Below are 26,122 nucleotides of genomic sequence, written 5' to 3' on the forward strand. Positions count from 1 at the left end.
GCCCACAGTGATCCTCCCATTTCGAACACAATGTGAGAATCGCCCAAGTTTTTGATTCTCATGGATAATTTTCGTTTTTTGAGTTATCCACGACCCCTACCACCACTACAGAACTTCTTTTAAAAACATAAAAGCAGAATTGGGGAAGCGCATACATGCAATTCAGCATTCAACGAGAAGCTCTGCTCAAACCGTTGCAGCAGGTCGTAGGCGTGGTCGAACGCCGCCAAACCCTGCCGGTGCTAGCCAACCTGCTGGTAAAGGTCGCAGACGGCAAAGTGTCGATGACCGGCACCGATCTGGAAGTGGAAATGATCGCGGCCACTACCGCCGATAAACTGTTGGACGGCGAGATCACCATTCCAGCGCGCAAGCTGTACGACATCGTTCGTGCGTTGCCCGATGGCGCGCAGATCGAACTGAAGCTCAACGGCGATCGCGTGGCCATGAACGCAGGACGCAGCCGCTTCACGCTGGCGACACTGCCCGCTACCGAATTCCCGACCATCGATGAAATAGAGCTGGTTGAGCGAGTCACGCTGCCGGAAGAAGTACTGCGCGATCTCATGGAGCGCACGGCCTTCGCCATGGCTAACCAGGACGTACGCTACTACTTGAACGGCATGCTGCTGGACGTCCAGGAGCACACGCTGCGCTGCGTCGCCACCGACGGACACCGTTTGGCGCTGAAGGAAACCAAGCTAGAGAGCAAGGTATCCGGACGTCGCCAGATCATCATTCCGCGCAAGGGTGTGAATGAGTTGATCGGTCTGTTCGAAGCCGGCGAAGGCGAGGTCGAACTGGAGTTTGGCCGTAACCATCTGCGCGTGCGTCGCGGCGATGTGGTGTTTACGTCCAAGTTGATTGACGGTCGTTTCCCGGATTACGAAGCGGTCATTCCGCTTGGTGCCGACAAACACGCATCGCTGGATCGCGAAGTGCTACGCGGTGCCTTGCAGCGCGCCGCGATTCTTTCCAACGAAAAGTATCGCGGCGTGAAACTGGAACTGTCGCCGGGCAAGCTGCGCATCGTGGCCCACAATCCGGAGCAGGAAGAAGCCGTGGAAGAGCTGGAAGCCGACACGGTGGTTTCGGATCTGGCCGTGGGCTTCAACGTGGGCTATTTGCTTGATGCGCTGGGTGCGCTGCGTGGCGAGCGGGCACGTTTGAACCTGCGTGATGCCCAATCGAGCTGTCTGGTGCAGGAAGACGACAACGACCAGGCACGCCACGTGATCATGCCGCTGCGTCTGTGATGTTGATGCTTCGTTTGTCCGTTTTGGGCAAGCCACACGGGAACGCCGGAGTCGTCGCAAGACACTCCGGCGTTCTTGCTTGCGGGACCCGGTGATATGCGACTGGAACGATTGCGCATCCAGGGTTTGCGCTGCCTCGACGACGTGTCCATACCGTTGGGGGAGGGCGTTACGGTGTTTGCCGGGGCTAACGGTGCGGGCAAAACCAGTGTGCTCGAAGCGGCGTTTTTGCTATCGCATGGCCGATCCTTTCGCAGCGGCGCAAAAGACGCCCTGATTCAGCGCGGAAAGCCCGCTTTGGCGGTGTTTGCGGAGCTTCGGCATGCCGATGGGCGATTGCGACGCGTGGGGTTGGGTCGACAAGGCCCGCGCTGGGAAGCACGCATCGATGGCGAAACGGTCACATTGAGTGAGCTGGTGGAGGAGTGCGCGGTTGTTTGCTTCGAACCCGGCTCTCACGCCTTGATTGCCGGCGGGGCAGAAGAGCGGCGGCGTTATCTCGATTGGGGCGTGTTCCACGTGGAACACGCCTTCATGCTCGCTTGGCGGCGCTATCAACGGGCTCTAAAGCAACGAAATTCCTTGCTGCGCGCCACCATCGCCAGCACAGACGCCCTGTTTCTGCCGTGGGAGGCCGAACTGGCTGCCGCCGCAGAGCTGATTGATCGGCAGCGCATGCTTTATCTCGATGCACTTCGCCCCCATCTACTAGAACACGTCCAGGCGCTACTGCCAGAACTTGGTGAGGTGGAATTGCGCTATCGACGCGGTTGGCCAGACGGAACATCGCTTGCGGAATTGCTGGCCAGCCAGCGCGGCCGAGATCTGGCGCGCGGACACACCACCCAGGGATCGCATCGGGCGGATTGGGTGATCGCCTTTGAACATGCACCGTTGCGCGAGCATTTGTCGCGAGGGCAGGAAAAATTGACGGCACTGGCCTGTGTGCTGGCCCAGGCGGCGCTTTATGCCGAGCGACGGGGCGAGTGGCCAGTGGTATGTCTGGACGATCTGGCTTCCGAGCTGGACAAGGAGCACCAGTCCGCCCTGGTTGGCCAACTGCGCGCCGTGGGCGCCCAGGTATTGATTACCGGCACGGAGGTGCCGGACGCCCTACAAGCCGGCCCAACCCACGTGTTCCACGTGGAACAAGGCCTTCTCGCCCCCCTGCTATAATCCTTCGATTGTCCCCCTCCCGGCCTTGTATGGCGCCGCTCCGGGCGGGAAAAGGCGCCCAGGAATCGGTCACCGAATGAACGCATCCTACGATTCGAGCAACATCAAGGTTCTGAAAGGTCTGGAAGCGGTGCGCAAGCGCCCCGGCATGTACATCGGCGATACCGATGACGGCACCGGCCTGCACCACATGGTGTTCGAAGTCGTCGATAACTCGATCGACGAAGCACTAGCGGGCTACTGTGACCATGTCACCGTGACTATCCTCGACGACGGCTCAGTCAGCGTCACCGACAACGGCCGCGGCATTCCCGTGGACATGCACCCGGAAGAGGGCCGTTCCACCGCCGAAGTGGTGATGACGGTGCTCCATGCGGGTGGCAAGTTCGACGCCAACTCCTACAAGGTTTCCGGCGGCCTGCATGGCGTCGGCGTGTCGGTGGTGAACGCCCTCAGCTCGCATCTATGGCTCACCATTTGCCGCGAGGGCAAGGAATACCAGCAGGAATACGCGCTGGGCGAGCCGCAGTACCCGGTGAAGGAAGTAGGCCCCTCCAGCAAGCGCGGCACCACCGTGCGCTTCCTGCCGAGCACGCAAACCTTCACCAATACCGAATTTCACTACGACATCCTGGCCAAGCGCCTTCGCGAGCTGGCCTTCCTCAACTCGGGCGTCACCATCGACCTGAAGGATGAGCGTGGGGAAGGGCGTAGCGACCGGTTTGCCTACGAGGGCGGCATCCGCTCCTTCGTACAGCATCTGGCGCAGCTGAAGACCGCGTTGCACCCCAACGTGATCAGCCTGAGCGCTCAGCAGGACGGCATTTCGGTGGAATTGGCGATGCAGTGGACCGACTCCTACCAGGAGACGATGTTCTGCTTCACCAACAACATTCCCCAGCGCGACGGCGGCACCCACCTCACGGGCTTCCGTGCCGCGCTGACCCGTTCGCTGCAGGGCTACATCGAGAAGGAAGGCCTGGCCAAGAACGCCAAGGTCGCGCTGTCGGGCGACGACATGCGCGAAGGCTTGATTGCCGTGCTCTCGGTGAAGGTGCCGGACCCCAAATTCTCCTCGCAGACCAAGGACAAGCTCGTTTCCTCCGAGGTGAAGACCGCGGTGGAGCAGGCCGTCAACGAAAAGCTGGGTGAATTCCTGCTGGAGCACCCGGGCGAAGCCAAGGCCATTGCCTCCAAGGTGGTGGATGCTGCCCGCGCCCGCGAAGCCGCCCGCAAGGCGCGCGAAATGACCCGCCGCAAGGGCGCGCTGGATATCGCCGGCCTGCCGGGTAAGCTGGCCGACTGCCAGGAAAAGGATCCGGCGCTGTGCGAACTGTTCCTGGTCGAGGGTGACTCCGCAGGCGGCTCGGCCAAGCAGGGCCGCAACCGCAAGACCCAGGCCGTGCTCCCGCTGAAGGGCAAGATCCTCAACGTGGAGAAGGCCCGCTTCGACAAAATGCTGTCCTCGGCGGAAGTGGGCACGCTGATCACTGCGCTCGGCACCGGCATCGGCAAGGAGGAGTACAACCCGGACAAGCTCCGCTACCACCGCATCGTCATCATGACCGACGCGGACGTGGACGGTTCGCATATCCGCACCCTGTTGCTGACGTTCTTCTATCGTCAGATGCCGGAACTGATCGAGCGTGGCCACGTCTACATCGGCTTGCCGCCGCTCTACAAGATCAAGCAGGGCAAGCAGGAGCTGTACCTGAAGGACGACGCGGCGCTCAACAGCTACCTGGTTTCCAGTGCCGTGGATGGCGCCGAGCTGCAGTATTCCAAGGATGCGCCCGGTATCAGCGGCGAAGCGTTGGAAAAGCTGCTGCGTGACTACCAGGCCGCGCTGGATCAGATCGAGCGTCTGGGTCATCGCTTTGACGCCTCCGTGCTCACCGCGCTGCTCGAACACACGCCGCTGGAACCGGCACTGTGGACCGACGCCAGTGCGATGCAGGGCTGGCTGGCGGGCGTCGAACTTCGCCTCGCGGCGAGTGGCCTGGGCAAACCGCGTTATCGCCTGGCCCTGCGTCCCGCGGTGGACGAACAGCCCGCCGCCGTCGAAGTGGTGCGTGACCAGCATGGTCTGAGCCACACCTGGCTGCTGCCGCAACCGTTCTTCAGCAGTGCGGAGTTCCGCCCGATCCTGCAGGTGAGCCAGCAGCTCGCCGGCCTGGTGCAGGCGGAGGCCGTGGTTCGCCGCGGCAACGGTTCGCGCGGCATCAACAGCTTCGCCGAAGCGCGCCACTGGCTGCTGGAAGAAGGCAAGAAAGGCCGCACCATCCAGCGCTTCAAGGGTCTGGGCGAAATGAATCCGGAACAGCTGTGGGAAACCACCGTGAATCCGGAAACGCGCCGCATGCTGCAGGTAGGCGTCGAGGATGCCTTCGCCGCGGACCAGATGTTCTCGATGCTCATGGGTGAGGCGGTCGAGCCGCGTCGCGACTTCATCGAAGCGAACGCGCTCAAGGTGGCCAACCTGGACATCTGATGTTTCGGGACGGTGTTGGCGGTTGTCATGCGATGACCGTCACACCGTCCTTTCCTTTGCCTCCGCGTACTACTGTATTAGCGCATTAATACAAGGAGCGGGGGAACCCAAAAGGCCGTTTTCCAGGGTGGAAAGTCACGATACGTCTGACTTAGCTGATTGCAAATCATGCCCAGTCGCTGGCGTATGTTTCAACTTATTGATTCTTAACAATCTTTGTTGTCGCATTGCGACTTGTTATCTGACTCCCAGTCAGGTTACGCTCAGCGATCCCCCACGCCGTGTGCGTGAGAAATCCCAACACCTGAGGACTGCCATGAAGCGTGTTCCCCTGATCAAGATGCTCGCTGGTTCGGCGCTGGCCCTGGCCGTGGTGAGCACCCCGGTCATCGCGGGCGATAGCTCTTCCAAGGACAAGAAGGAAGCGCTGTATCCGAACGCTACCCGCAAGGAACCCAAGCTCGATCTGAGCAGCGACAAGGATCAGAAGGCGATCAACGCCGGCCTCGACGCTGTCAACGATCAGGAAAAGGACAAGGCAGTCCAGTTGCTCCAGCCCATCGCGGACGGCAGCAAGAGCAAGTACGCCCAGGCACTGGCCCTGCAGGGCCTGGCCAACCTGCGCTACAACGACGGCGACGTAAAGGGCGCCATCGACCTGCTCAAGCGCGCGCTCGACAACGGCGTGCTGCCGAACGACACGTACTTCCAGCTTGAGTACGAACTGGCCCAGTTCTACGTGGCCGACGAGCAGTACCAGCTAGCCCTGGACACCATCGCCAAGTGGCGCGCCGAAGGCCGCAAGGAAACCGCTGACTCCTACGCGCTGGAAGGCAACGCCTACTACCGCCTCGAGAAGTTCCCGGAAGCCATTGCCGCCATCAAGAAGGCACAGTCGCTCACCGACAAGCCGAACGACAGCTGGAACCAGATCCTGATGGCCAGCTACTCCGAGTCCGGCCAGGCCGACCAGGCCGCTCAGCTCGCCCAGCAGCAGTTGGCCTCCAACCCGAACGACCCCAACGCGCTCAACAACGCCGTGTCCGTGCTGATGCAGGCCCAGAAGTATCCGGAAGCCATTGCGCTGATGGAGAAGGCCAAGGCCGCCGGTTCGTTCAAGCAGGAAAAGGACTATGTCAATCTGGCCAAGCTCTACCTGATCACCGGTCAGGACAGCAGCGACCAGAAGGGCCCGGCCAGCAAGGCCATGGCGACCCTCGACGAAGGTCTAAGCAAGGGTGTCGTGCAACCCACCGCGGAAAACTACATGCTGCTCGGCGCGGCCTCTTACCTGGCCGACAACAGCAGCAAGGCGCTGGATGCCTATAAGAAGGCTATCCCGGAGGCGAAGGACGGCGAGCCGAACATTCGTGCCGGCCAGCTGCTGCTCGCCGACAACAAGTACAGCGAGGCCAAGGGCCTCCTCCAACAGGGCATCGACAAGGGCGTGCAGCACAAGGGCACTGCTTATATGTTGCTGGCCGAAGCGTGCCGTGGTCTGAAGGACAAGCCGGGCACGATCGCAGCCATGGAAAAGGCCGCACAGGACCCCGAAACCTCTGCAAAAGCAAAGGCTTGGCTGAAGGCGCAGGGAGCGAGCAAGTAAGGCAGAACGTGTAACACGAGTGAGGCGGATAGACGTCTATTTCGCTGCCTCATGAGTGCTATACAAATGCCATGTGCTGTTGTACCGTTGAACCCTTTCCGTGCTCTCGTCCAGTGGCAAATGTCATCCCCCGTTCGGATCGATATTGCCACCAGGCGCTGTGACCACGACTCACCGATTGATTAGCTCCAGATAGTGACAGATGGCCTCAAGTAACGAAGCAACCGGCCAAGGGCCGTTTAATTGGAGGCGTACCTGGGCGCTGGCCGTAGCCATCGCGCTGCATGCGTTCGCGTTCCTGTTGCTGGTGGCGCCTATGGCACCGCCGAAGCAGGTGCAGAAAGAGAAAGAACGCACTGTCCAGGTGAACTTCATCGAGCCACCGCCGCCGCCGCCGCCACCGCCGCCGCCGCCGCCGGAGCCGCCGAAGCAGCCGCCGCCGAAGATCATTCAGCAGGTCAAGCCGCCGCCGACACCGCCGCCGCCGGCTCCGCCGCCGGCTGTCGAGGAAGCGTCGACCAATGCGATCCCGGCTCCGCCGCCGGCTCCGCCTGCTCCCCCGGCTCCGCCAGCGGACATCACCGCCAGTCAGGACATTAGCTACAACAGCCGTATTCAGCCCAAGTATCCGCCGCAGGCTATTCGCCAGCGTCACGAGGGCACGGTCACGCTGATGATCCTGGTGGGTGTGGACGGTTCGCCGAAGGACATCAAGGTGGAAGCGTCCAGCGGTTTCCGCGAGCTGGATCAGGCAGCGATTGAAACGGCACGCAAGTGGCGCTTCAATCCGAACATCAGGAACGGGACCAAGACAGAAGGCTATGTTCGCGTTCCGATCAATTTCAATCTCAATCAGCTGTAACTTCGGTTACGGTCAATTAGTTCACGCTTGACTTTCCAAGGGTAGCGTTATGTTCCTGCAAACTTCTCCGGCCCCCGCGGGCGGTACCACCAACGCCGAAGCCATGAAGTCGATGGGCTTCGACCACCTTATCCACAACTTCGATGCCCTCGGCTGGATCGTGTTCGTGGTGCTGGTGGTGATGTCCTTCTCCTCCTGGTACTTCATCGTCGCCAACGCGATCCGCAACGCTATGGTTCGCGGCCGCGCCGACAAGGTCATCAACGGTTTCTGGACCAACGGCTCCACGCAGGACGCGATCCGTGAGCTGGAAGCTCAGCCCAAGGGCGAACCGTTCTCCAAGATCGCCCTCGACGCCGCTTCGGCCGTCGCTCACCACCAGCAGGCTTCGTCGGGCGGTGGTCGCCTGGCCGAGTCGCTGAGCCGCTCCGAGTTCATCGATCGCGCCCTGCGCCAGGCTGTTGCTCGCGAGAGCCTGCGTCTGGAAGGCGGCCTGACCCTGCTCGCCACGGTCGGTTCGTCGGCACCGTTCATCGGTCTGCTTGGTACCGTGTGGGGCATCTACCACGCGCTGATCAAGATCTCCGCGTCGGGCAATGCTTCGATGGAAGCCGTGGCCGGTCCGGTGGGTGAAGCTCTGATCATGACCGCCTTCGGTCTGTTCACCGCTATCCCGGCCGTGCTCGCCTACAACTTCTTCAACCGCTCCAACCGCCTGACCTACGCTCAGTTCGACGAGTTCGCGCACGACCTGCACGACTTCTTCGCCACCGGCGCGCGCGTCGAAGGCAAGTGAGGATCTGACCCATGGCAATGAGCACCGGAGGCAATGCCGGCGGTCCGATGTCGGAGATCAACGTCACGCCGCTGGTCGACGTGATGCTGGTGTTGCTGATCATCTTCATGATCACGGCACCGCTGATGTCCCATCGAATCACGGTGGATCTGCCGACTGCCAATCCGAAGGTTTCGGATTCGGAGCCGGTGGAGCCGATGGACTTGGCCGTAAAGCCGGATGGCACGATGTACCTCAGCGATATCGAAGTCACTGAGGCCGAGCTGAAGGCGCAGTTTGCGGTTGCGGCGGCGAAAGCCCCGCAGCCGGAGCTGCAGATCCGTGCGGACAAGACCACGGAATACAAGGTCGTGAAGAAGATTCTGGCCGACGCCAAGGAACAAGGCATGGTCCATGTCGGTTTCATTACGACCGGCAAGGAGTAACAGTCATGGCATTCAGTTCTGGAAGTGGTAAGGGGCCAATGGCTGACATCAACGTCACGCCGCTGGTCGACGTGATGCTGGTGCTGCTGATCATTTTCATGATCACCGCGCCGATGCTTACTCACAAAGTGAAGATCGATCTTCCGCAGCCGAACCCAAACATCGTGCAGCCGGAGAACCCGCCGGAACCGGTCCGTCTGAAGATTGACCAGTCGGGCGCGCTCTACTGGAACGATACGCCGGTGGACGAGCTGGGCCTCAAGGCACAGCTGGCGGTGATCGGTGGTCTGGGCGATCCGGCGAAGCAGCCGGAAGTGCAGATCAACGCGGACGATGGCGTGGCTTACGAGCACGTGGCCCGCGTGTTGTCCGATGCCAAGAGCTACGGTCTGACCAAGATCGGCTTCACCGAAGGTCAATGATTCCCACAAGGAATCATCGCAACACTACCCTTAGAACCCCCGCTCACGCGGGGGTTCTTTTTTGGGATTGTTGCAGCTTGGACAGAAAGCCGTTTAGACGTCCAAATGACAGCGCTACCGGCACCGGAACACTAATGCGTGGACAACCCTGGCCGCTGGCCGACGGGATGCGGCCAAGGGCGCGTCCCAACGCGCCCCGCTCGCCGATCAGCGCAGGATTTGCAGGTAGTTGCGCACCGTCGTGGCCAGCCCTTCGTACAGGGCTTCACCGATCAGCGCGTGGCCGATGGAAACCTCAGCCAGCCCCGGAATGGCCGCCTTGAACGTACCCAGGTTGGCCTGACTGAGGTCATGGCCGGCATTGACGGCGAGACCCGCCTGCTGGGCTCGGCGTGCAGTGTCCGCGCAACGCTCCAGCTCCTCCTGCACGTCGCCTTCGGCGAACGCGTGGGCATAAGGGCCGGTATAGATTTCAATGCGCTGCACGCCGATGCCGAGGGCGGCTTCGAAGCCATTCGCGCCGGAATCGACAAAGAGGCTCACGCGGCAACCGATGTCGCGCAGCTCCGCCACCAGTGGTCGCAGCACGTCGATGTCGCGCTGCAGGTCAAAGCCATGATCGGAGGTGATCTGGCCGTCACTGTCAGGTACCAATGTCACCTGGCTCGGACGCACTTCGCGTGCGAGTTCGATCAGGCCAGGGTAACCGCCCCGCGCCGGTGCGAAAGGGTTGCCTTCGATGTTGTATTCCACTCGTCCACGCAACATGGCGGCAAGCGCGCGAACGTCGTCGGGACGCACGTGGCGCTGGTCCGGCCGCGGATGCACGGTAATGCCGCCGCAACCCGCTTCGATGCAGGTTTGCGCGGCGCGCAGGATGTCTGGTTCGGTGCCGCCTCGCGAATTGCGCAGTACGGCGATCTTGTTGAGGTTGACGCTGAGCAGGGTCATGAGGAGAGCGATACTCGCTGGCAGAACAAGAACCCGCGCCTGTCCTGGCGGCGGGTTGCACACAGTGCGCCGATCAATCGGCGTCGGCAAGTGTCCATAGCCGCACCCGGCGTGGAGCGCCGTGCCACGCCAGGGTACCCACGTGTGCATCGTCCAGCGCTACGCGATGCAGTTGCCATTGTTCGGCGGGATGACCTTCCAGGTAATCGAGCACCGGCTGTTCGCTCGAGCCGCCGATGCTTAGCCGATGCAACCCGAACGCGATGCCGCGCCCAACCGCCTTGAGCACGGCCTCTTTCGCCGTCCATAGTTCGAGAAAGGCGCGATCGCGTCGAGCTTCCGGCTGGCCGGCCAATGCCTTTGTCTCAGAGGGGCTGAAATACCTCTGGGCAATGGTCAGCGCCCGCGGATGCGGCCGTAGCCGCTCCAGATCGACCCCGGGCACCACGCCCCGGGCGATGGCGATCAGTGCCTGGTCGTGGCTGTGTGACCAGTTGAACGAAAGCGCCTCGCCGTGCGCGGGAGCCAGGGAAGGACGCCCGTGGGCGGCCTCCTCCAATTGCACGTCGCTCGCGGGCACGCCGAGATAAGCGGCCAGCATGGCGTACAACGGCGCCCGCCCCTGGTGATGGTCATAGCGGAGCCGCCACACGTGTATCTCGTCATCACCTAGCCGCTCTGCTACTTTCGCTGGCATCTGGCCGTCTGTCGTCCTCATCCCTGCATGGTGCCGGGTGGGTGGCGCGAGTGACAAGCGTGGCGGGTACCGAACCGCCCGGCCACGGTCCATTGCTGGGATGCACACTTGGCGGAGTAACGCGTTTGATCGCCGGTTGGCTGTTGTTGTTGGTTTCCCTGCTCTATGTGGGCCTGCTGTTCGTGGTGGCTTACGCGGGGGATCGGCGTCCCTTGTATCCGCGCCAGCCGCGTTTGCGCCCCTTGGTCTACAGCCTCGCCCTGGCGGTGTATTGCTCGTCATGGACGTTCTATGGCGCAGTGGGCACCGCTGCCCGCGATGGGCTGGGCTATCTGCCGATCTACCTCGGCCCGATCCTGCTGTTCGTGTTCGGCTTCGGCCTGTTACGCCGGCTGGTGCTGGTGGCGCGTCATCGCAATATCACCTCGATCGCCGATTTCATCGGCGCGCGTTTTGGCAAATCGCATGGACTCGCCGCGTTGGTCGCGATCATCGCGGTGATTGCCGTGGTGCCCTACCTCGCCTTGCAGTTCAAGGCAGTGGCGATGTCGTATGCCGTATTGGGCGGCTTTGGCGTGCCGGGCACGGCGCAATTGGGCGACAGTGCGCTGTGGTGCGCCATCCTGCTGGCGACCTTCGCCATTCTGTTCGGCACCCGAACCATCGATGCCACCGAACATCACCACGGCATGATGTTGGCGATCGCCGTGGAATCGCTGATCAAGCTGCTCGTGTTCATCGTGCTGGCCGCTTATGCGTTGTGGCGCGGACCGGGTCTGCAGGAAACCGTGCAACTGCCGCTCCAGCAGCTTTCCCAGGGTGTATCGCCCGGCTTCATGGCGCAGACCCTGCTCGCCTTCTGCGCCATGTTCTGCCTGCCCCGGCAGTTCCAGATTGGCGTGGTCGAGTGCGAAGACCCGCGTGACCTCGGTCGCGCGCGCTGGTTGTTCCCCATCTATATGGCGATCGTCAGTCTGGCGGTGCTGCCGATCGTTGCGGCCGGCCTGGGCATACCGCAGGTGCAGATGGGCAACAAGGATGCCTGGGTGCTGAATCTGCCGATGGCGCACGGCGATCGCGGCATCGCGCTGTTGGCCTTCCTCGGCGGCTTTTCCGCGGCCACCGGCATGGTGATCGTTTCGTCGGTGGCGCTGTCCACCATGATCAGCAACGACCTGGTCATGCCGATGCTGTTACGCATTCGCCGGCTGAAATTGGAACAGCGCGCCGACCTCTCGCAGTTGGTACTGCTGGTGCGACGCATCGCGATCATCGCGCTGGCGGCGATGGCCTATGTCTATCACCGCGTGGTGGCCGATACCGCCAATCTTGCCGCCACCGGCCTGCTTGCGTTCGCGGCCGTGGCGCAGTTTGCGCCGGCCATCGTCGCCGCGCTGTACTGGCGCAGCGCGAGTCGCAAGGGCGTGGCCGTAGGCTTGGCCGCGGGTTTCATCGTGTGGGCTTACACCTTGCTGTTCCCGGCCATGGATCGCACCGCGCCGTGGCTCAGCACGGGGCCGATGGGCCTGAGTTGGCTGGAGCCACAGGCGCTGTTTCACCTCAGTGGGTGGGACCCGGTGATGCACGGCACCTTCTGGTCGCTGCTGGTCAACGTGTCCTGCCTGATCTTTGTATCGCTGCGTTTTCGTCCCAGCCTGGAGGAGCGGTTGCATGCGGCCATGTTCATCGATCCGTATGCGATCGATAGCCGAGGTGCCGGCGATTGGCGCGGTCGCGTGGCCGTGGCGGATCTTCGCACCATCGCCGAACGCATCGTGGGCGAACGCACCAGCCAGCGTGCCTTCGACGAGTACGCCGAGCGCCGCGGGCGTCCATTGCAAGCGGGCGAAGCCGCCGATCGCGCTTTGATCCAATACACCGAACGCCTGCTGGCGTCGGCGGTGGGCGCGGCCAGTGCGCGACGCATCCTGATGGGGGCATTGTCAGGCTCAGGCCTCGATATCGCCGAAGCCATGGCCCTGATGGACGAGGCCTCGCAGGAGCTTCGCTTCAATCGTGAATTGCTTTCCACCACGCTGGAGAATGTCTCGCAAGGGATCAGCGTGGTCGATGCCGGCATGCGCCTGGTGGCGTGGAATCGCCGCTACCTGGAGCTGTTCGACTACCCGGACGGCATGGTCTATGTGGGGGTGCCAGTGGCGGATCTGATCCGCTGGAACGCCGATCATGGCGAATGCGGCCCAGGCGAAGTGGAATCGCACGTTGCCAAACGCATCGGCCACATGCATGCGGGTTCGCCACATCTGTTTCAGCGCGTGCGCCCCGACGGTACGGTAATCGAGATGCGCGGGCGTGCGTTGCCGGGGGGCGGCTACGTCACCACCTATACCGATGTCACCGCGTACAAACATGCCGAACAGGCGTTGATCGAAGCCAACGAGAACCTGGAACAGCGCGTGGAACTGCGTACCGCGGAACTCAGCGAAGCGTTGAGCGCGACGGCACACGCCCGGCGCGAGGCGGAAACCGCCAATGCCTCCAAATCACGTTTTCTTGCAGCCGCCTCGCACGACCTGCTGCAGCCCTTGAATGCGGCGCGCTTGTTCACGGCTGCACTGCGCCAACACCCGGGCCTCGATGCGGAGGCCAGTCTATTGGCCGAGCGTATCGACGCCTCGTTCCGCGCGGCGGAGGATCTACTCGACGCCCTGCTCGACACCTCGCGTCTGGACGCGGGGAGTTATCGAGCCGATATCAACAACTTCGCGCTCGCCGATCTATTCGATTCGTTGAAGGCCCAGTTCGCGGTGATCGCGGAGCGTCGTGGCCTGCGTTTACGCGTGGTGCCGACCAAATTGGCCGTACGCAGCGACCCGCAGCTGGTACGCCGTGTATTGCAGAATTTCATTTCCAACGCGCTGCGCTACACGCGCGAAGGCGCGATTCTGCTCGGCGCGCGGCGCATCGGTGACGAGGTGCGGATCGAGGTGTGGGATACCGGTCCAGGCATTGCTGCCGGGCAGCGTGCGCGCATCTTCGGAGAGTTCCAGCGGCTGGATCGACCTTCACCCTGGGGCGAGAAGGGGCTGGGGCTAGGCCTGTCGATCTGCGAGCGCATTGCCGGCATCCTGCATCATCGGCTCGAACTGGAATCGCGCGAAGGCAAGGGCAGTCGTTTTGCCATCCGTGTTCCGCGTGTGGAAACCGCGGTGCCGCGTCGTCGCCAACCATCGCATCCGGTATCGAACGAGCAATTGCCACTGACGGTGCTGTGCCTGGATAACGATCCGGCCATCCTCGATGGCATGCGCGCGCTGTTGCAGCGCTGGGGCGTGGATTGCCGTACCGCGCTCGATGTCGGGCAGGCCGAGCAAGAGCTGCGTCGTGGGCGCATCGACCTGATCCTGGCCGATTATCACCTCACCGACGACTTCGATGGTTTGCAGGCGTTGCAGCAATTGAGCCATGTGCTGGGCGCGTTGCCACCGGTGGCGATGATCACCGCCGATGGCAGCAGCGAACTCAAGCAACGCGCGCGCGCGCTGGGTTATCCACTGCTGCACAAGCCCGTGCGTCCGGCTGCCCTGCGCGCGCTGCTGAGTGCGTTGCTGCGACGGCAGACACCGGCCTGAGTCGCGCCATGAAGCGAACGGCGGGGTCTTGCTGAGCTACTCGTCGTCGTCCGGCAGCGGAGGCATGCCTTCCTGATCGATCGCCAGATGGCTGGCGGCCAGGGCGACCTGCGTGCGGTTGTTCACGCCCAGCTTGCGCATGATCGCGGTCATATGCGCCTTCACCGTGGCTTCGGACACGCCCAGGTCATAGGCGATCTGCTTGTTGAGCAGACCCTCGGCGATCATGGTGAGCACGCGGAACTGTTGCGGTGTCAACGTGGCGACGCGATCGGCCACGGCCGCTTCGTCGGGCTTGAGTTCCATGCCGCCGCCGACCAACTGGTGCGGCAGCCACACATCGCCGTCGAGCACCTTGCGGATGGCGGTGATGATCTCCTCGCCCGGCGTGGACTTGGGAATGTATGCCGACGCGCCATGCGCCAGCGCGCGCCGTGCCACCTGCACGTCCTCATGGCCGGAGACCACGATGGTAGGGAGGCCGGGGTATTGGCCGCGGATATGCGCCAGCGCCGAATAACCACGCGCGCCTGGCATATGCAGGTCGAGCAGGAGCAATTCGGCATCCGGGTATTGCTCGATCAAGCTGAGCAGGCTGAACACGCTGTCCGCACAGCGCACGCTGGCAGTGGGAACCGCCGCCAGCACGGCGCGTTGCAAGGCGTCGCGAAAGAGCGGGTGGTCGTCGGCAATCAGTACGTCGGGCATGGGCTGGAGAATCGCGAAGAGGATGAAAACGCTGAGCAGCGTAGCGTGCTCACGTCGTTACATCCTCCGCGCTTATTCCTCGTTATTTGATGAGACGTTCGTCGACAAGGTTCTTCACCACGCTCGGATCGGCCAGCGTGGAGATATCACCCAACTGTTCGGGCTGGTTCTCGCCGATCTTGCGCAGGATGCGGCGCATGATCTTGCCCGAGCGGGTCTTGGGCAGGCTCGGCGCCCACTGCAGGTAATCGGGCGTGGCGATCGGACCGATCTCCTTGCGCACCCAGGCAATCAATTCCTTGCGCAATTCGTCGCTGCCGGTTTCGCCCGCGATCAGCGTGACATAGGCGTAGATACCCTGGCCCTTGATCTCGTGCGGGCAACCCACCACGGCGGCCTCGGCGACCTTGGGGTGCGCCACCAGCGCGCTTTCCACTTCGGCGGTGCCGATGCGATGCCCACTCACGTTGATCACGTCATCGACGCGGCCGGTGATCCAGTAGTAGCCATCCTCATCGCGGCGCACGCCGTCGCCGGTGAAGTAGTTGCCGGGATAAGCGCTGAAATACGTGTCGATGAACCGCTGGTGGTCGCCGTACACCGTGCGCATCTGGCCCGGCCAGGAATCGGTGATCACCAGGTTGCCCTCGGTGGCGCCTTCCAGCACGGTGCCGCCGGCATCCACCACCGCCGGCACCACGCCGAAGAACGGCAAGGTGGCCGAACCGGGCTTGGTATCGGTGGCGCCGGGCAGCGGCGTGATGAGGATGCCGCCGGTTTCGGTCTGCCACCAGGTATCCACGATCGGACAGCGTTCGTCGCCCACCACGCGGTAGTACCACTCCCAGGCCTCGGGGTTGATCGGTTCACCCACCGAACCGAGCACGCGCAGGGACGCGCGCGAGGCCTTCTTCACCGGGGCCTCGCCTTCGCGCATCAGCGCGCGGATGGCCGTGGGCGCCGTATAGAACAAGCTGACCTTGTGCTTGTCGACCACGTTCCAGAAACGGCTGGTATCCGGGTAGTTCGGCACGCCGTCGAACATCAGGGTAGTCGCGCCGTTGGCGAGCGGGCCGTACACCACATAGCTGTGGCCGGTGACCCAGCCCACGTCGGCGGTGCACCAATACACATCGTCTTCGCGCAGGTCGAACACCAGCTCGTGCGTGTAGCTGGCATACACCAGGTAGCCGCCGGAGGTGTGCAGCACACCCTTGGGCTTACCGGTGGAGCCGGAGGTGTAAAGGATGAACAACGGGTGCTCGGCTTCGATCGGCGTGGGCGGGCAATCGGCCGATTGGCCTTCCATCAGCGTGTGGTAGTAGCGGTCGCGGGGAGACTGCATGGGCACGGCGCTGCCGGTGCGGCGCACCACGATCACGGTTTCCACGCTGTTGGTGCCCGGTCGCTCCAGCGCGGCGTCCACATTGACCTTCAGCGGAATCTTCTTGCCGCCGCGCACGCCTTCGTCGGCGGTGATCACCACCTTGGCGGTGGAGTCGGCGATGCGGCCAGCCAGCGAGTCGGGCGAGAAGCCGCCGAAAACCACCGAGTGCACCGCGCCGATGCGCGCGCAGGCCAGCATGGCCACGGCGGCCTCGGGGATCATCGGCAGGTAGATCGCCACGCGATCGCCCTTGGTCACGCCCAGGTGCTTGAGCGTGTTGGCGAACTTGCACACCTCGGCGTGCAGTTCCTTATAAGTAATGTGGCGCGACTCGTTGGGGTCGTCGCCTTCGAAGATGATGGCGGTCTTGTCGCCGCGCTCGGCCAGGTGGCGGTCCAGGCAGTTGGCCGATACGTTGAGCTCGCCGTCCTCGTACCAGCGGATGTGCAGGTTGTGCGGGTCGAAGGAGACGTTCTTGATCTTGGTCGGTGCCTTCATCCACGCAAGGCGCTGACCCACCTTGCCCCAGAACCCCGCCGGATCGTTGACCGATTCGGCGTATAGCCGCTGGTAGTCCTCCTTGCGGATACGCGCCTTGGCGGCGAAATCGGGCCTGACGGGGTAGAGCTTGGTCATCGCGTGGCTCCTGCGGCCTCTGGGCCGGCATCCTCATACGTTGTAAGTGCCGCAGCGTTCATGGCGCCGGCGGTAGCCATCGAGTGTAGCGGTTGGCCGGTGAGCGGGATGTTGCCGTTCGCTTTCGACTTTGGTCGAGGTTCGACCAATGGGGAATAGGCGCTCGCATTGCAGCATCGACAAGCTCGACCTGTCATCGACCTGGGGAGGCACGCCATGACACGTCCTACCACCGCACGACATCATCGGTTGCTGGCGCTCAGCATAGCCTGCGCACTGGCTTTGCCGCTGGGCGTGCATGCCCAAAGCGCACCGACCAAGAGCACGGCCAAGAGCGGCACGCGCGAGGCGCAACTCGAGCAGCGCGTGAACCAGCTGGAACAGGAACTGGCCGAGCTGAAGGCCATGATCCAGGAGCAGAAGAGCGCCACCACGCAGGCCGCGCAAACCGCCCAGGCGGCGCAGGTTACCGCCGAGCAGGCCAACACCACCGCGCAGGCCACGTCCACCAAGGTGGAGGCCGCGCCCAAGCCGCAGTTTGTCACCGCCAGCGGCCTCACCGTGGCCTTGCATGGCTTTATCAGTGCCAGTGCCTTCGGTCAGGACAAGACCTTCGCCAACTACGGCAACGGCCAGAACGCCCTGATCCCGGCGCCGCCCACCGCGGCCAACAAGGAGAACGGCTATACCGGCTCGCTCAGTGGCTTCGATGTGCGCAACACCCGGTTCTGGCTCGACTTCACCGGCGCCAAGCTCAACGACAGCTGGAACGGTGGTGGCCGTATCGAGATGGACTTCTTCGGTGGCAACAACGGCACCGGCGCCTATTCGCAGCAGCAACCGCTGCCGCGCCTGCGCCAGGCCTACATGGATCTGGTCAATCCGGATATCGGCGCCACCGTGCGCATCGGCCAACAGTGGGATCTGATGTTCCCGCTGGAGAACACGGCCACCTCGCTCAACCATATCGCCTTCCCGCTGGGTTATGGCGCCGGCTTCGTCGGCTGGCGTTATCCGGGCGTGGTGTGGATGCAGGATCTCAACCACGGTTCCGATGGCGTCAAGTGGCGCCTGGACCTCGGTGTGTTCGAGGGTAACTGGAGCGGTCCGCAGAACGTGGCGGGCACCTCCAACACCAACTACCTCAATGCCGGTTCCGCCAACTTCCATCCACAGGTGGAAGCGCGCCTGCATGCACAGGGTTCGGATTGGCTGGCCTACTTCGTGGCGCACTGGTCGCAGATCGACCTCAAGGGCGTGGGCGACATCGCACCCAAGCCAATCAAGGATTCGCTGCAAAGCGTGGGCTACGAATTGGGCGGCCAGTGGAAGCCCGGACCGTGGACCTTCAAGGGCCTGGCCTACTCCGGCAAGGCGCTGGGCGAGCTGTTTGGCGCCATGTCGCAGTTCGGCGACATCAAGGAATCGGGCGGCTATGTGCAGGCGGGCTACAACTTCACGCCCAAGTGGAGCGTCAACGCTTTCTACGCCATGGGACGCCCGAACAACAACGACGTCGTGCGCTGGACCACCACCAGTGCCATCGCCGGCACTGCGCTGTTGCGCAACGACCAGTCGGCGCTGAGCCTGCAATACGCCTCGGGCAACTACGAGCTGGGCGTGGAGTGGATGTACGACAAGCTTCGCTACCAGGTGGGCTCGGCCGGCCAGCGTCAGAACACCGACGGCAACCAGGTCAGCTTGAACGGTTTGTACAAGTTCTAAAGCACCCAAGCGGCGGCGCCGGGGGGCGTCGCCGCCTGCGATATCGGGAAAGTGGTGCCGAGAGGCCCCGGACCCGACGACGGAGAGGGAAGCCGAAAGGTGGCATTAGCCTGCGGCTGTTTGCGCCCCGACATCACCTTCCAACGTCCTGACCGGGCACGACCTCAGAGGGCAACATCATGGCAACGACTGCAGTGGATATGCGCGGGCCGCTCGATACCAACCACCGTCGCGTCATCCTGGCTTCCAGCCTGGGTACGGTGTTCGAGTGGTATGACTTCTACCTTTACGGCTCGCTTGCCGCCCTGATCGGCAAGCACTTCTTCAGCGGCCTCAACGAAACCAGCCAATTCATCTTTGCGCTGCTGGCCTTTGCCGCGGGCTTCGCCGTGCGACCGTTCGGAGCCATCGTATTCGGCCGCCTGGGCGACATGATCGGCCGCAAGCACACCTTCCTCATCACCATCGTCATCATGGGCTTGTCGACCTTCCTGGTCGGCGTGCTGCCCAGCTACACCACCATCGGCGTGGCCGCGCCCGTCATCCTGATCGCCTTGCGCCTGCTGCAAGGCCTGGCGTTGGGCGGCGAGTACGGTGGCGCCGCCACCTACGTGGCCGAGCACGCGCCGCAAGGCAAGCGTGGCCTGTACACCAGCTTCATCCAGATCACCGCCACCTTCGGCCTGTTCCTGTCCCTGCTGGTGATCCTGGGCACGCGTCTGGGCCTGGGCACGGAAACCTTCGAGGCATGGGGCTGGCGCGTACCCTTCCTGATCTCCTCGCTGCTGTTGATCGTGTCGGTGTACATCCGCTTGCAGCTGCATGAGTCGCCGGTATTCCAGCAAATGAAGGCCGAGGGCAAGCAGTCCAAGGCGCCGCTCACCGAGGCTTTTGGCCAGTGGAAGAACCTCAAGCTGGTGATCCTCGCGCTGCTCGGCGCCACCGCCGGCCAGGCGGTGGTGTGGTACACGGGCCAGTTCTATGCGCTGTATTTCCTTACCCAAAGCCTCAAGGTCGAGGGCACCACGGCCAATCTGCTGATCGCGGCCGCGCTGGCCATTGGCACGCCGTTCTTCGTGTTCTTCGGCTGGCTGTCCGATCGCGTGGGGCGCAAAGGCATCGTATTGACGGGTTGCCTGCTCGCGGCGCTGACGTACTTTCCGATCTTCAAAGGCCTGACCCACTTCGGCAATCCGGCGATCGAGCAGGCTGCCGCGACATCACCAGTGAACGTGGTGGCCGATCCGCAGGCCTGCAGCTTCCAGTTCGATCCGGTCGGCAAGAGCAAATTCACCAGCTCCTGCGACGTGGCCAAGAGTGCGCTGGCGAAAAAGGGCATTCCGTATTCAAACGTAACCGCCGAACGCGGCGCCGTGGCCGAAGTGAAGATCGGCGACCAGACGATCTCCTCGTTCGAAGGTACCGCGCTGGATAGCAAGGCATTCGGCGAACAGAGCAAGGCCTTTGGCACGCAATTGAGCGCGGCGCTGAAGACGGCCGGCTATCCGGAGAAGGCCGATCCCGCGCAGAGCAACTATCCGATGCTGGTGGCGCTGCTGGCGATCCTGGTGATCTACGTAACCATGGTCTACGGTCCGATCGCCGCGTGGCTGGTGGAAATGTTCCCCACGCGCATCCGCTACACCTCGATGAGCCTGCCGTACCACATCGGCAACGGCTGGTTCGGCGGCTTCGTGCCCACCATCGGTTTCATGCTGGTGGCGTGGAAGGGCGATATCTACTACGGCCTGTGGTATCCGATCATCGTGGCGGTGGCGACATTCTTCATCGGCTTGCTGTTCCTGCGCGAAACCAAAGACGTCGACATCAATCACTGATCACCACGCACGGTTGAAGTGCAGGGGTGCGGCGTGGTTCAGCCGCACCCTTTCTTTTGCACGCTGCCTACGGTCTATGATGTTCGCGGCCCGGTCCCCGCGAGGAAGGCATGCCGATGCGTGCGCGCGATAGAACAATGTCCCGTCCCACGGTGCGCCGTCATTGGCGACGCGTGATCGGCTGGACCGCGTTGCTGCTCGACCACCTCAAGCCAATACGTGTATCGCTGCTGGTGCTTGGCATCGCCAGCGCAGTGACCATCGGCGTGGACCAGGCCGCCGAGTTGTTCCTGATCGCGCTGTGGACCGATCCCAGCGAAGGCCGCTACCTCGCCTTGCTGGCCAGTAGCGCGCTGGCCGGATTGTCGATCTGGTATGCCGCGCGCAATGCCTACCGTTTGCGCTATCCGCGCTGGCCCGCCCTGCAGGAGCGTCGCGCCGCGATGCTGCGCGACTGGCTGCCGCGCGTGCTCGGTGCGGCGGTGCCCTTGCTGGTGTGCGTGGGCTTCGTGATCGCGTTGGCCAAGTTGCCGCATGGCGCATGCCCGGCGGTGGGCCAGTCCTGCGGCGAGCGCGGCTGGCGTGCCATCGGTTTGCTGCTGGAATCCGCGGTGATGGTGGTGTTCTTTGTCACCCGTCGTCGCTTGTGGAATGTCGCGGCACGCCGGCTGCCTCGACACCTCACGCCGCTCGGTCGCACGCCCGGCGAAGCACGCGTGTGGCGCGTGCGCGACCTGGGCAGGGCGCCGTGCGTGTTCTACGCCGTGGTAGTGGTGCTCAATATCGTGGCCACCGTGCTGATCGCCGTGCGACCCGAAGCACTCGATGGTATCGGCCCATTGGCCATGCTGTTGATCGCCGAGGCGTTCTACTGTTCCACCGGAAGCCTGCTGTGCATGGTCGGCGATCGTCGCGGCGTGCCTTTGCTCAGCAGCCTGTTATTGCTGGCGGCGGCGCTGCACTGGCTGCATCTCAACGACAACCACAAAGTGCGCCAGTACGCGGACATGGCGACTTATCAACAACCCACGGCGGCGCCTGTGGATAACCGTGTGCGTTTCGACGACTACATGGACGCTTGGCTGGATGATCGCTGTGCGCAACGCGATCCTTGTCCGGTGCTGTTGGTATCGGCCGAAGGCGGTGGCATCCGCAGCGCGGCGTGGACCGCGCTGGTGCTCAGCCGCCTTACCGCACAGCTGGATGCGTTGCAGCCGCAGGCTGGCGAACCCTTGTTGGCGCGTTACCTGTTCGCTGCCAGCGGCGTTTCCGGAGGCGGCCTTGGGCTGGCCACCTATGCGGGCATGCTGCACGAGCCGGATGCAGCGGGCACTGCAGGCATGGCTGCGCGCGCGCAAGCCATGCTCAGTCATGACTTTCTCGCGCCGACGCTGGCCAATGCGTTGTTCGTCGACTTCACTCAACGGTGGCTGCCGGGTGCCTGGCTCAACGATCGTGCCCGCGCCTTGACGCGTGCGTGGGAAGCGGCCGCGCGCACGCAGGGCATGACGAGTTTTCCACAGCCATTCGCCGATCTCTATCGCGACGCCGATGGCAAAGTATCCACGCGGTTGCCGGCGTTGTTTATCAACAGCGCCACGGTGACCGAGGGGAAGCGCTTCGTGCAGCATCCCTTTCAGCCGATCGCCACACCGCAGCGCCAAGCATGGACGGCCGGCTTCGATGGTTCGAGCTGGCTCGATCCGCGCGTGCCCCTGAGCGAGGTGGTGCTCAACGGTGCGCGCTTTACCTATATCAATCCGGCCGGAACCTTGCTCGCCAACGCCGCCAATCCTCCCGTGCCTGCGCGCGTGCAACTGGTCGATGGAGGCTATTTCGAAAATTCTGGCGCCACGACCTTGCTGGAGGTGATGAGGCTGCTGCGTGAGCGCGCCACGCAGCGCGGCAAGACCCTGCGCTTCCTGGTGATCCACCTCAGCAACGATCCACAGATGACCGACTTCGTGGTTCAACACGACGCGCAGAAACCGTGGCCGTTGTACACCGCCGTCTGTCCGGCCGAGCCCGGACGCGTGCGCGACAGTGTGCGCGGCGAAGCGATTGCGCCGCTGTACGCTTTGCTGGCCACCCGCGTGGCGCGGGGCGAGTACGCGCGAGTGCAATTGCTGCGTGCCCTGCATCCGGACCTGGCGAACCCGATGCGGGGCGATAGCTTGTGGCACTTCCGGCTATGCCCCGGCGACTATCCGATTCCACTGGGCTGGACCATCTCCGAACCGGCATTCGCCGAGCTCGATCGCCAGCTTCGCCAGCACTATCCGCTGGCCACGATGGCGCGCGCGCTGCAGGCGCAGCTAGCTCCCACGCCCTGACCGGCGCGGTGTCGCGAGCGCTGAGACTTTGCCGGCGCACACTGGCGGCATGGACGATATTCCCCTGCCGCTGCAGGCCCTCAAGGGCCGCGGCGCCGCTTCCAATCCGGAAGGGCGCTTCGAGTCGATACGCCATCACGCCGAAGACGATGGCTGGCAAAGCCGGCTGCTGGACGAGGCCGCGCCGCGTCCGCGCACCGAAGTGACGGAAGAACAGGCGCGCAGCGTCATCACCCGCAACGATTCGCCCGATATCCATTTCAGCCAGGCACTCAACCCGTATCGCGGCTGCGAGCACGGCTGCATTTATTGCTTCGCACGGCCCTCACACAGCTACCTCAACTTGTCGCCGGGCCTGGATTTCGAAACCAAGCTGCGCGCCAAGAGCAATCTGGCGGAAGTGCTGCGCCACGAGTTGGCGCGTCCGGGTTACACGGTCAGCCCGATCAACATCGGCAGCAACACCGACCCCTATCAGCCGGTGGAACGGCGTTGGAAACTCACCCGCGCGGCACTGGAGGTGCTGGCCGAATGCCGGCATCCGTGCACCATCGTCACCAAGAACGCCATGGTGGAACGCGACCTGGATATTCTCGCGCCGATGGCACGCGCCAACCTGGTGCAGGTGTTCGTCTCGGTGAACTCCTTGGACAACCACCTGGCGGCCAAGCTGGAGCCGCGCGCCAGCGCACCGCATCGTCGCATCCAGGCGATCCGCGCACTCGCCGATGCCGGCGTGCCGGTAGGCGTATTGGTGGCGCCGATCATTCCGGCGTTGAACGATAGCGATATGGAAGCGGTGCTGGAGCAGGCGGCCGATGCGGGCGCCCGTTGCGCGGGCTACACCACGTTGCGCTTGCCGTACGAGTTGAAGGCATTGTTCCGCGAGTGGCTGGCGCTGCACGTGCCGCAGCGCGCCGCGCATGTGATGAGCCTGGTGCAGCAAATGCACGGCGGTAAGGATTACGACAGCAACTTCGCCACGCGCATGCGCGGGCAAGGCGTGTTCGCCGAATTGATCCGTCGTCGTTTCGATGTGGCTTGCCGCAAGCACGGCTTCAGCCGAACGCGCGAGCTGTGGATGGATACCACGCAGTTCGTGCCGCCCCGCAAGCCCTCTCCGCAGGGGCAGTTGTTCTGAGGGTGTCGGCCGCCTCCCGAAGGTGGCGGCCGTATCGCATCAGTTCGACGCCGGCAGATATTTCTCGAACCACATCAGTGCGCGCTGCAACACATCACGCTGATGCTCGGGATCGACGAAGTGGTGACCTTCGTTCGGATAGACCACCAGCGAGGTCGGCACGCCCTGCGCGCGCAGCGCATGCCAATACTCGTAGGACTGCGGCGCCGGGCATTCCGCGTCGCGATCACCCACTACCACCAGGGTCGGTGCCTTCGCCTGCTTGATGTAGTTGATGGCCGAGCTCTTGGCGTAGGCCGCCGGGTCGTCATACACCGAGGCGCCGAAGTACGGAATCATCCACTGGTCGATCAGATTCTGGCCGTAATAGCTCTGCCAGTTGGCGATGCCGGCACCGGCCACCACCGCGCGAAAGCGTGCGGTCTGCGTGGGCACGAACATGCTCATGAAGCCACCGTAGCTCCAGCCGGTCAGACCCAGTCGCTGATCGTCCACCGGCAGCATCTTTTCGATAGCGTCGATGCCCGCCAGCGTGTCGCGCAGATCTCCATGGCCAAAGTCTTTGCGGTTGGCCTGCACGAATGCCTCGCCCTGGCCAAAGCTGCCGCGCGGGTTGGGCATGAACACGAAATAGCCCAGCGTGGAGAACGGTACACCGCCGAAACCCACGCTCGGCCAGCGCGGCAGTACCGCAGCGGCGGGGCCACCGTGCACGGCCACGATCATCGGGTAGGTCTTCTTGGGGTCGTAGTCGGCCGGATACAGCAACCAGCCCTGCACGGGGTGGCCATCGTTGTTCCACTCCACCGACTCGGCCTTGCCCCAGCCCGGCTTGAGTGCCGCATTGAAACGAGTGACCGCAGCGGGTGCCTGCGTGCCGAGCGTACCGGCGTGTACTTCCGGTGCCTCGGTGTACGAGCTGTGGATAAATGCCAGCCTGGTGTGATCGGCCGATAGCGACAGCGCCATGCTCTCGCTGCCGTCGCCGATGCTGGTGGGCAGCGTGAACAGCGTGCGCGTGGCGCTGGCCTTGCTGTTATCCACCGCGTACTCGGCCACTTCGCTGTGGCCGCGATTCACCTGGCTCACCAGCAACTGCTGCGCACCGGTCCAGGCCAGCCACACCGGCGTAACGCCGATGCCAGGCGTGAGATTCACCGCGTCACCACCGTTGGCCGACACCGCATAAATATCGCCACCGGTGGAACCCTGGTCGCTCATCAAGCCACCGATGAGGGCGATGCGCTGGCCATCGGGGGAGAACCGCGGCAGCGCGATCTGCAGGCCATGCAGCGCACCCTTGGCGGTGACCGGGTCCAGCACCATCGTGGCGCGGGCGTCGGCCTTGGCGTCCTGCACGTAGAGCTTGGCGAGCCACCAGTTGTTGTCGCCCGGCGGTGGCGCGCCCACGTAGGCGGTGCGCTGGCTGTCCGGCGCCCAGGTGAATTCGTAGACATACGTGTCGGGCGCGGTGAGCAGGCGCACATCGCCGCCGCTGGCGTCCACGCTGGCCACGCGTTGCACTTCCAGGCCATCCACGCCGATCTCGCCGGCGGCGGGCTTGGCGGCGTACAGGGCACTGGCGCGGCGCGTGCCATTGGGCACGTAGAGGAAGCCCAGCGACTTGCCATCCGGCGACCAGCGCAGATCATCGGAGACGCCGGGCAGGGCCGCAACGCGCTTGGCGCTGTCCTTGCCCAGCGCATCGGCCAGCAGCAACTCGCGTTGCTTGCCGCCACTGGCGCAGGTGGAGAAGAACGCGACGCGCTGTGAATCGGGCGACCATGCCGGGTTGGCTTCACTGCATTTGGCATCGGCGTCGGCGTGGGTCAGGCGATGCGCCTGGCTGCCATCGAGGTTGGCGACTTCGACACGGCCCCGGCCCGTGGTGCGCACTACCCACGCCAGCTGGCGGCCGTCGGGCGAGATCTGCACGCTCTCGATCGAACGCTGCTTGCCCAACTCGGTGAGCAGGTGGTCGATACGCGGATCGACATGCGGCGCATCCGCGAATGCGGCAGGCGCCAAAGTCGCCACCAGCAGAGGCAGCAGCAGACGGGGGAGGCGGGGCATGACGGT

18 protein-coding genes are annotated in these 26,122 nt (G+C 63.6%); 13 read left to right on the plus strand and 5 right to left on the minus strand.

Features of this window, described 5'->3' with window-relative positions; translation table 11 throughout:
• The first annotated feature begins 155 nt into the window (after window positions 1-155).
• The 8 genes from dnaN to JHD67_RS04605 all read left to right on the plus strand — a co-directional run bounded on the left by dnaN (window position 156) and on the right by JHD67_RS04605 (window position 9,034).
• Entirely contained in the window at window positions 156-1,256 is a 1,101-nt protein-coding gene (gene dnaN / locus JHD67_RS04570) for a DNA polymerase III subunit beta (RefSeq protein ID WP_199097774.1), read from the plus strand.
• Between the two features lie 96 nt (window positions 1,257-1,352).
• Complete coding sequence (recF, locus tag JHD67_RS04575) at window positions 1,353-2,432, plus strand: DNA replication/repair protein RecF (RefSeq protein WP_199097775.1); 1,080 nt, start codon at window positions 1,353-1,355, stop codon at window positions 2,430-2,432.
• 76 nt (window positions 2,433-2,508) lie between these two features.
• The gene (gyrB, locus tag JHD67_RS04580; protein WP_199097777.1) at window positions 2,509-4,923 is read left to right on the plus strand and encodes a DNA topoisomerase (ATP-hydrolyzing) subunit B; all 2,415 of its coding nucleotides are present in this window, start codon (window positions 2,509-2,511) and stop codon (window positions 4,921-4,923) included.
• A 316-nt stretch (window positions 4,924-5,239) separates the two neighbouring features.
• Window positions 5,240-6,529: a tetratricopeptide repeat protein gene (locus JHD67_RS04585; RefSeq protein ID WP_199097778.1), complete on the plus strand. Its 1,290-nt coding sequence runs from the start codon at window positions 5,240-5,242 to the stop codon at window positions 6,527-6,529.
• 202 nt (window positions 6,530-6,731) lie between these two features.
• On the plus strand, window positions 6,732-7,391 hold the full coding sequence (locus JHD67_RS04590) for an energy transducer TonB (protein ID WP_199097780.1): 660 nt from the start codon (window positions 6,732-6,734) through the stop codon (window positions 7,389-7,391).
• A 49-nt stretch (window positions 7,392-7,440) separates the two neighbouring features.
• Window positions 7,441-8,187 (plus strand): MotA/TolQ/ExbB proton channel family protein, encoded by a 747-nt coding sequence (locus JHD67_RS04595; protein ID WP_199097782.1) that lies wholly within the window; start codon window positions 7,441-7,443, stop codon window positions 8,185-8,187.
• 11 nt (window positions 8,188-8,198) lie between these two features.
• Window positions 8,199-8,612, plus strand: coding sequence for a biopolymer transporter ExbD (locus tag JHD67_RS04600; RefSeq protein ID WP_199097784.1), 414 nt, complete (start codon window positions 8,199-8,201; stop codon window positions 8,610-8,612).
• A gap of 5 nt (window positions 8,613-8,617) precedes the next feature.
• Entirely contained in the window at window positions 8,618-9,034 is a 417-nt protein-coding gene (locus JHD67_RS04605; RefSeq protein WP_199097786.1) for a biopolymer transporter ExbD, read from the plus strand.
• Window positions 9,035-9,241: 207 nt separating this feature from the next.
• On the opposite strand, the gene JHD67_RS04610 is transcribed toward JHD67_RS04605, so the two are convergent.
• Together JHD67_RS04610 and JHD67_RS04615 are read right to left on the minus strand one after the other, a co-directional pair.
• On the minus strand, window positions 9,242-9,985 hold the full coding sequence (locus tag JHD67_RS04610; protein WP_199097788.1) for a pyridoxine 5'-phosphate synthase: 744 nt from the start codon (window positions 9,983-9,985) through the stop codon (window positions 9,242-9,244).
• A 73-nt stretch (window positions 9,986-10,058) separates the two neighbouring features.
• Window positions 10,059-10,637: a 4'-phosphopantetheinyl transferase superfamily protein gene (locus JHD67_RS04615; RefSeq protein ID WP_343214304.1), complete on the minus strand. Its 579-nt coding sequence runs from the start codon at window positions 10,635-10,637 to the stop codon at window positions 10,059-10,061.
• Between the two features lie 170 nt (window positions 10,638-10,807).
• On the opposite strand from JHD67_RS04615, the gene JHD67_RS04620 reads away from it, so the two are divergent.
• Window positions 10,808-14,275 (plus strand): PAS domain-containing hybrid sensor histidine kinase/response regulator, encoded by a 3,468-nt coding sequence (locus JHD67_RS04620; RefSeq protein ID WP_199097881.1) that lies wholly within the window; start codon window positions 10,808-10,810, stop codon window positions 14,273-14,275.
• A gap of 36 nt (window positions 14,276-14,311) precedes the next feature.
• Here JHD67_RS04620 and JHD67_RS04625 read toward each other — a convergent pair whose 3' ends face one another.
• Both JHD67_RS04625 and acs read right to left on the minus strand, forming a co-directional pair.
• Window positions 14,312-14,983 (minus strand): response regulator transcription factor, encoded by a 672-nt coding sequence (locus JHD67_RS04625; RefSeq protein WP_199097792.1) that lies wholly within the window; start codon window positions 14,981-14,983, stop codon window positions 14,312-14,314.
• 82 nt (window positions 14,984-15,065) lie between these two features.
• Window positions 15,066-17,006, minus strand: a complete 1,941-nt coding sequence (gene acs, locus JHD67_RS04630) for an acetate--CoA ligase (protein WP_199097794.1) — start codon at window positions 17,004-17,006, stop codon at window positions 15,066-15,068.
• Window positions 17,007-17,222: 216 nt separating this feature from the next.
• On the opposite strand from acs, the gene JHD67_RS04635 reads away from it, so the two are divergent.
• From JHD67_RS04635 to JHD67_RS04650, 4 genes are all read left to right on the plus strand, one after another.
• Window positions 17,223-18,731 carry a carbohydrate porin gene (locus tag JHD67_RS04635; RefSeq protein WP_199097796.1) on the plus strand — a complete coding sequence of 503 codons (1,509 nt, stop codon included), beginning with the start codon at window positions 17,223-17,225 and terminating at the stop codon, window positions 18,729-18,731.
• A 179-nt stretch (window positions 18,732-18,910) separates the two neighbouring features.
• On the plus strand, window positions 18,911-20,569 hold the full coding sequence (locus tag JHD67_RS04640) for an MFS transporter (protein ID WP_199097798.1): 1,659 nt from the start codon (window positions 18,911-18,913) through the stop codon (window positions 20,567-20,569).
• Between the two features lie 137 nt (window positions 20,570-20,706).
• Complete coding sequence (locus tag JHD67_RS04645; RefSeq protein WP_199097801.1) at window positions 20,707-22,902, plus strand: hypothetical protein; 2,196 nt, start codon at window positions 20,707-20,709, stop codon at window positions 22,900-22,902.
• Between the two features lie 49 nt (window positions 22,903-22,951).
• A complete protein-coding gene (locus JHD67_RS04650; RefSeq protein ID WP_199097803.1) occupies window positions 22,952-24,043 on the plus strand; it encodes a PA0069 family radical SAM protein in 1,092 nt (363 codons plus the stop codon).
• A gap of 39 nt (window positions 24,044-24,082) precedes the next feature.
• On the opposite strand, the gene JHD67_RS04655 is transcribed toward JHD67_RS04650, so the two are convergent.
• Window positions 24,083-26,116: a S9 family peptidase gene (locus tag JHD67_RS04655; RefSeq protein ID WP_199097805.1), complete on the minus strand. Its 2,034-nt coding sequence runs from the start codon at window positions 26,114-26,116 to the stop codon at window positions 24,083-24,085.
• Window positions 26,117-26,122 lie beyond the last annotated feature (6 nt).

Source organism: Dyella sp. ASV21, from assembly GCF_016428975.1.
GTDB lineage: Bacteria > Pseudomonadota > Gammaproteobacteria > Xanthomonadales > Rhodanobacteraceae > Dyella.

Coding starts and splice junctions, on each gene's coding strand:
- JHD67_RS04590 (WP_199097780.1), top strand. CDS start 6,732: ATGGCCTCAAGTAACGAAGCAACCGGCCAAGGGCCGTTTAATTGGAGG.
- recF (WP_199097775.1), top strand. CDS start 1,353: ATGCGACTGGAACGATTGCGCATCCAGGGTTTGCGCTGCCTCGACGAC.
- JHD67_RS04595 (WP_199097782.1), top strand. CDS start 7,441: ATGTTCCTGCAAACTTCTCCGGCCCCCGCGGGCGGTACCACCAACGCC.
- JHD67_RS04585 (WP_199097778.1), top strand. CDS start 5,240: ATGAAGCGTGTTCCCCTGATCAAGATGCTCGCTGGTTCGGCGCTGGCC.
- JHD67_RS04625 (WP_199097792.1), bottom strand. CDS start 14,983: ATGCCCGACGTACTGATTGCCGACGACCACCCGCTCTTTCGCGACGCC.
- JHD67_RS04605 (WP_199097786.1), top strand. CDS start 8,618: ATGGCATTCAGTTCTGGAAGTGGTAAGGGGCCAATGGCTGACATCAAC.
- JHD67_RS04655 (WP_199097805.1), bottom strand. CDS start 26,116: ATGCCCCGCCTCCCCCGTCTGCTGCTGCCTCTGCTGGTGGCGACTTTG.
- JHD67_RS04635 (WP_199097796.1), top strand. CDS start 17,223: ATGACACGTCCTACCACCGCACGACATCATCGGTTGCTGGCGCTCAGC.
- JHD67_RS04640 (WP_199097798.1), top strand. CDS start 18,911: ATGGCAACGACTGCAGTGGATATGCGCGGGCCGCTCGATACCAACCAC.
- JHD67_RS04645 (WP_199097801.1), top strand. CDS start 20,707: ATGTCCCGTCCCACGGTGCGCCGTCATTGGCGACGCGTGATCGGCTGG.
- gyrB (WP_199097777.1), top strand. CDS start 2,509: ATGAACGCATCCTACGATTCGAGCAACATCAAGGTTCTGAAAGGTCTG.
- JHD67_RS04610 (WP_199097788.1), bottom strand. CDS start 9,985: ATGACCCTGCTCAGCGTCAACCTCAACAAGATCGCCGTACTGCGCAAT.
- dnaN (WP_199097774.1), top strand. CDS start 156: ATGCAATTCAGCATTCAACGAGAAGCTCTGCTCAAACCGTTGCAGCAG.
- JHD67_RS04650 (WP_199097803.1), top strand. CDS start 22,952: ATGGACGATATTCCCCTGCCGCTGCAGGCCCTCAAGGGCCGCGGCGCC.
- JHD67_RS04600 (WP_199097784.1), top strand. CDS start 8,199: ATGGCAATGAGCACCGGAGGCAATGCCGGCGGTCCGATGTCGGAGATC.
- acs (WP_199097794.1), bottom strand. CDS start 17,006: ATGACCAAGCTCTACCCCGTCAGGCCCGATTTCGCCGCCAAGGCGCGT.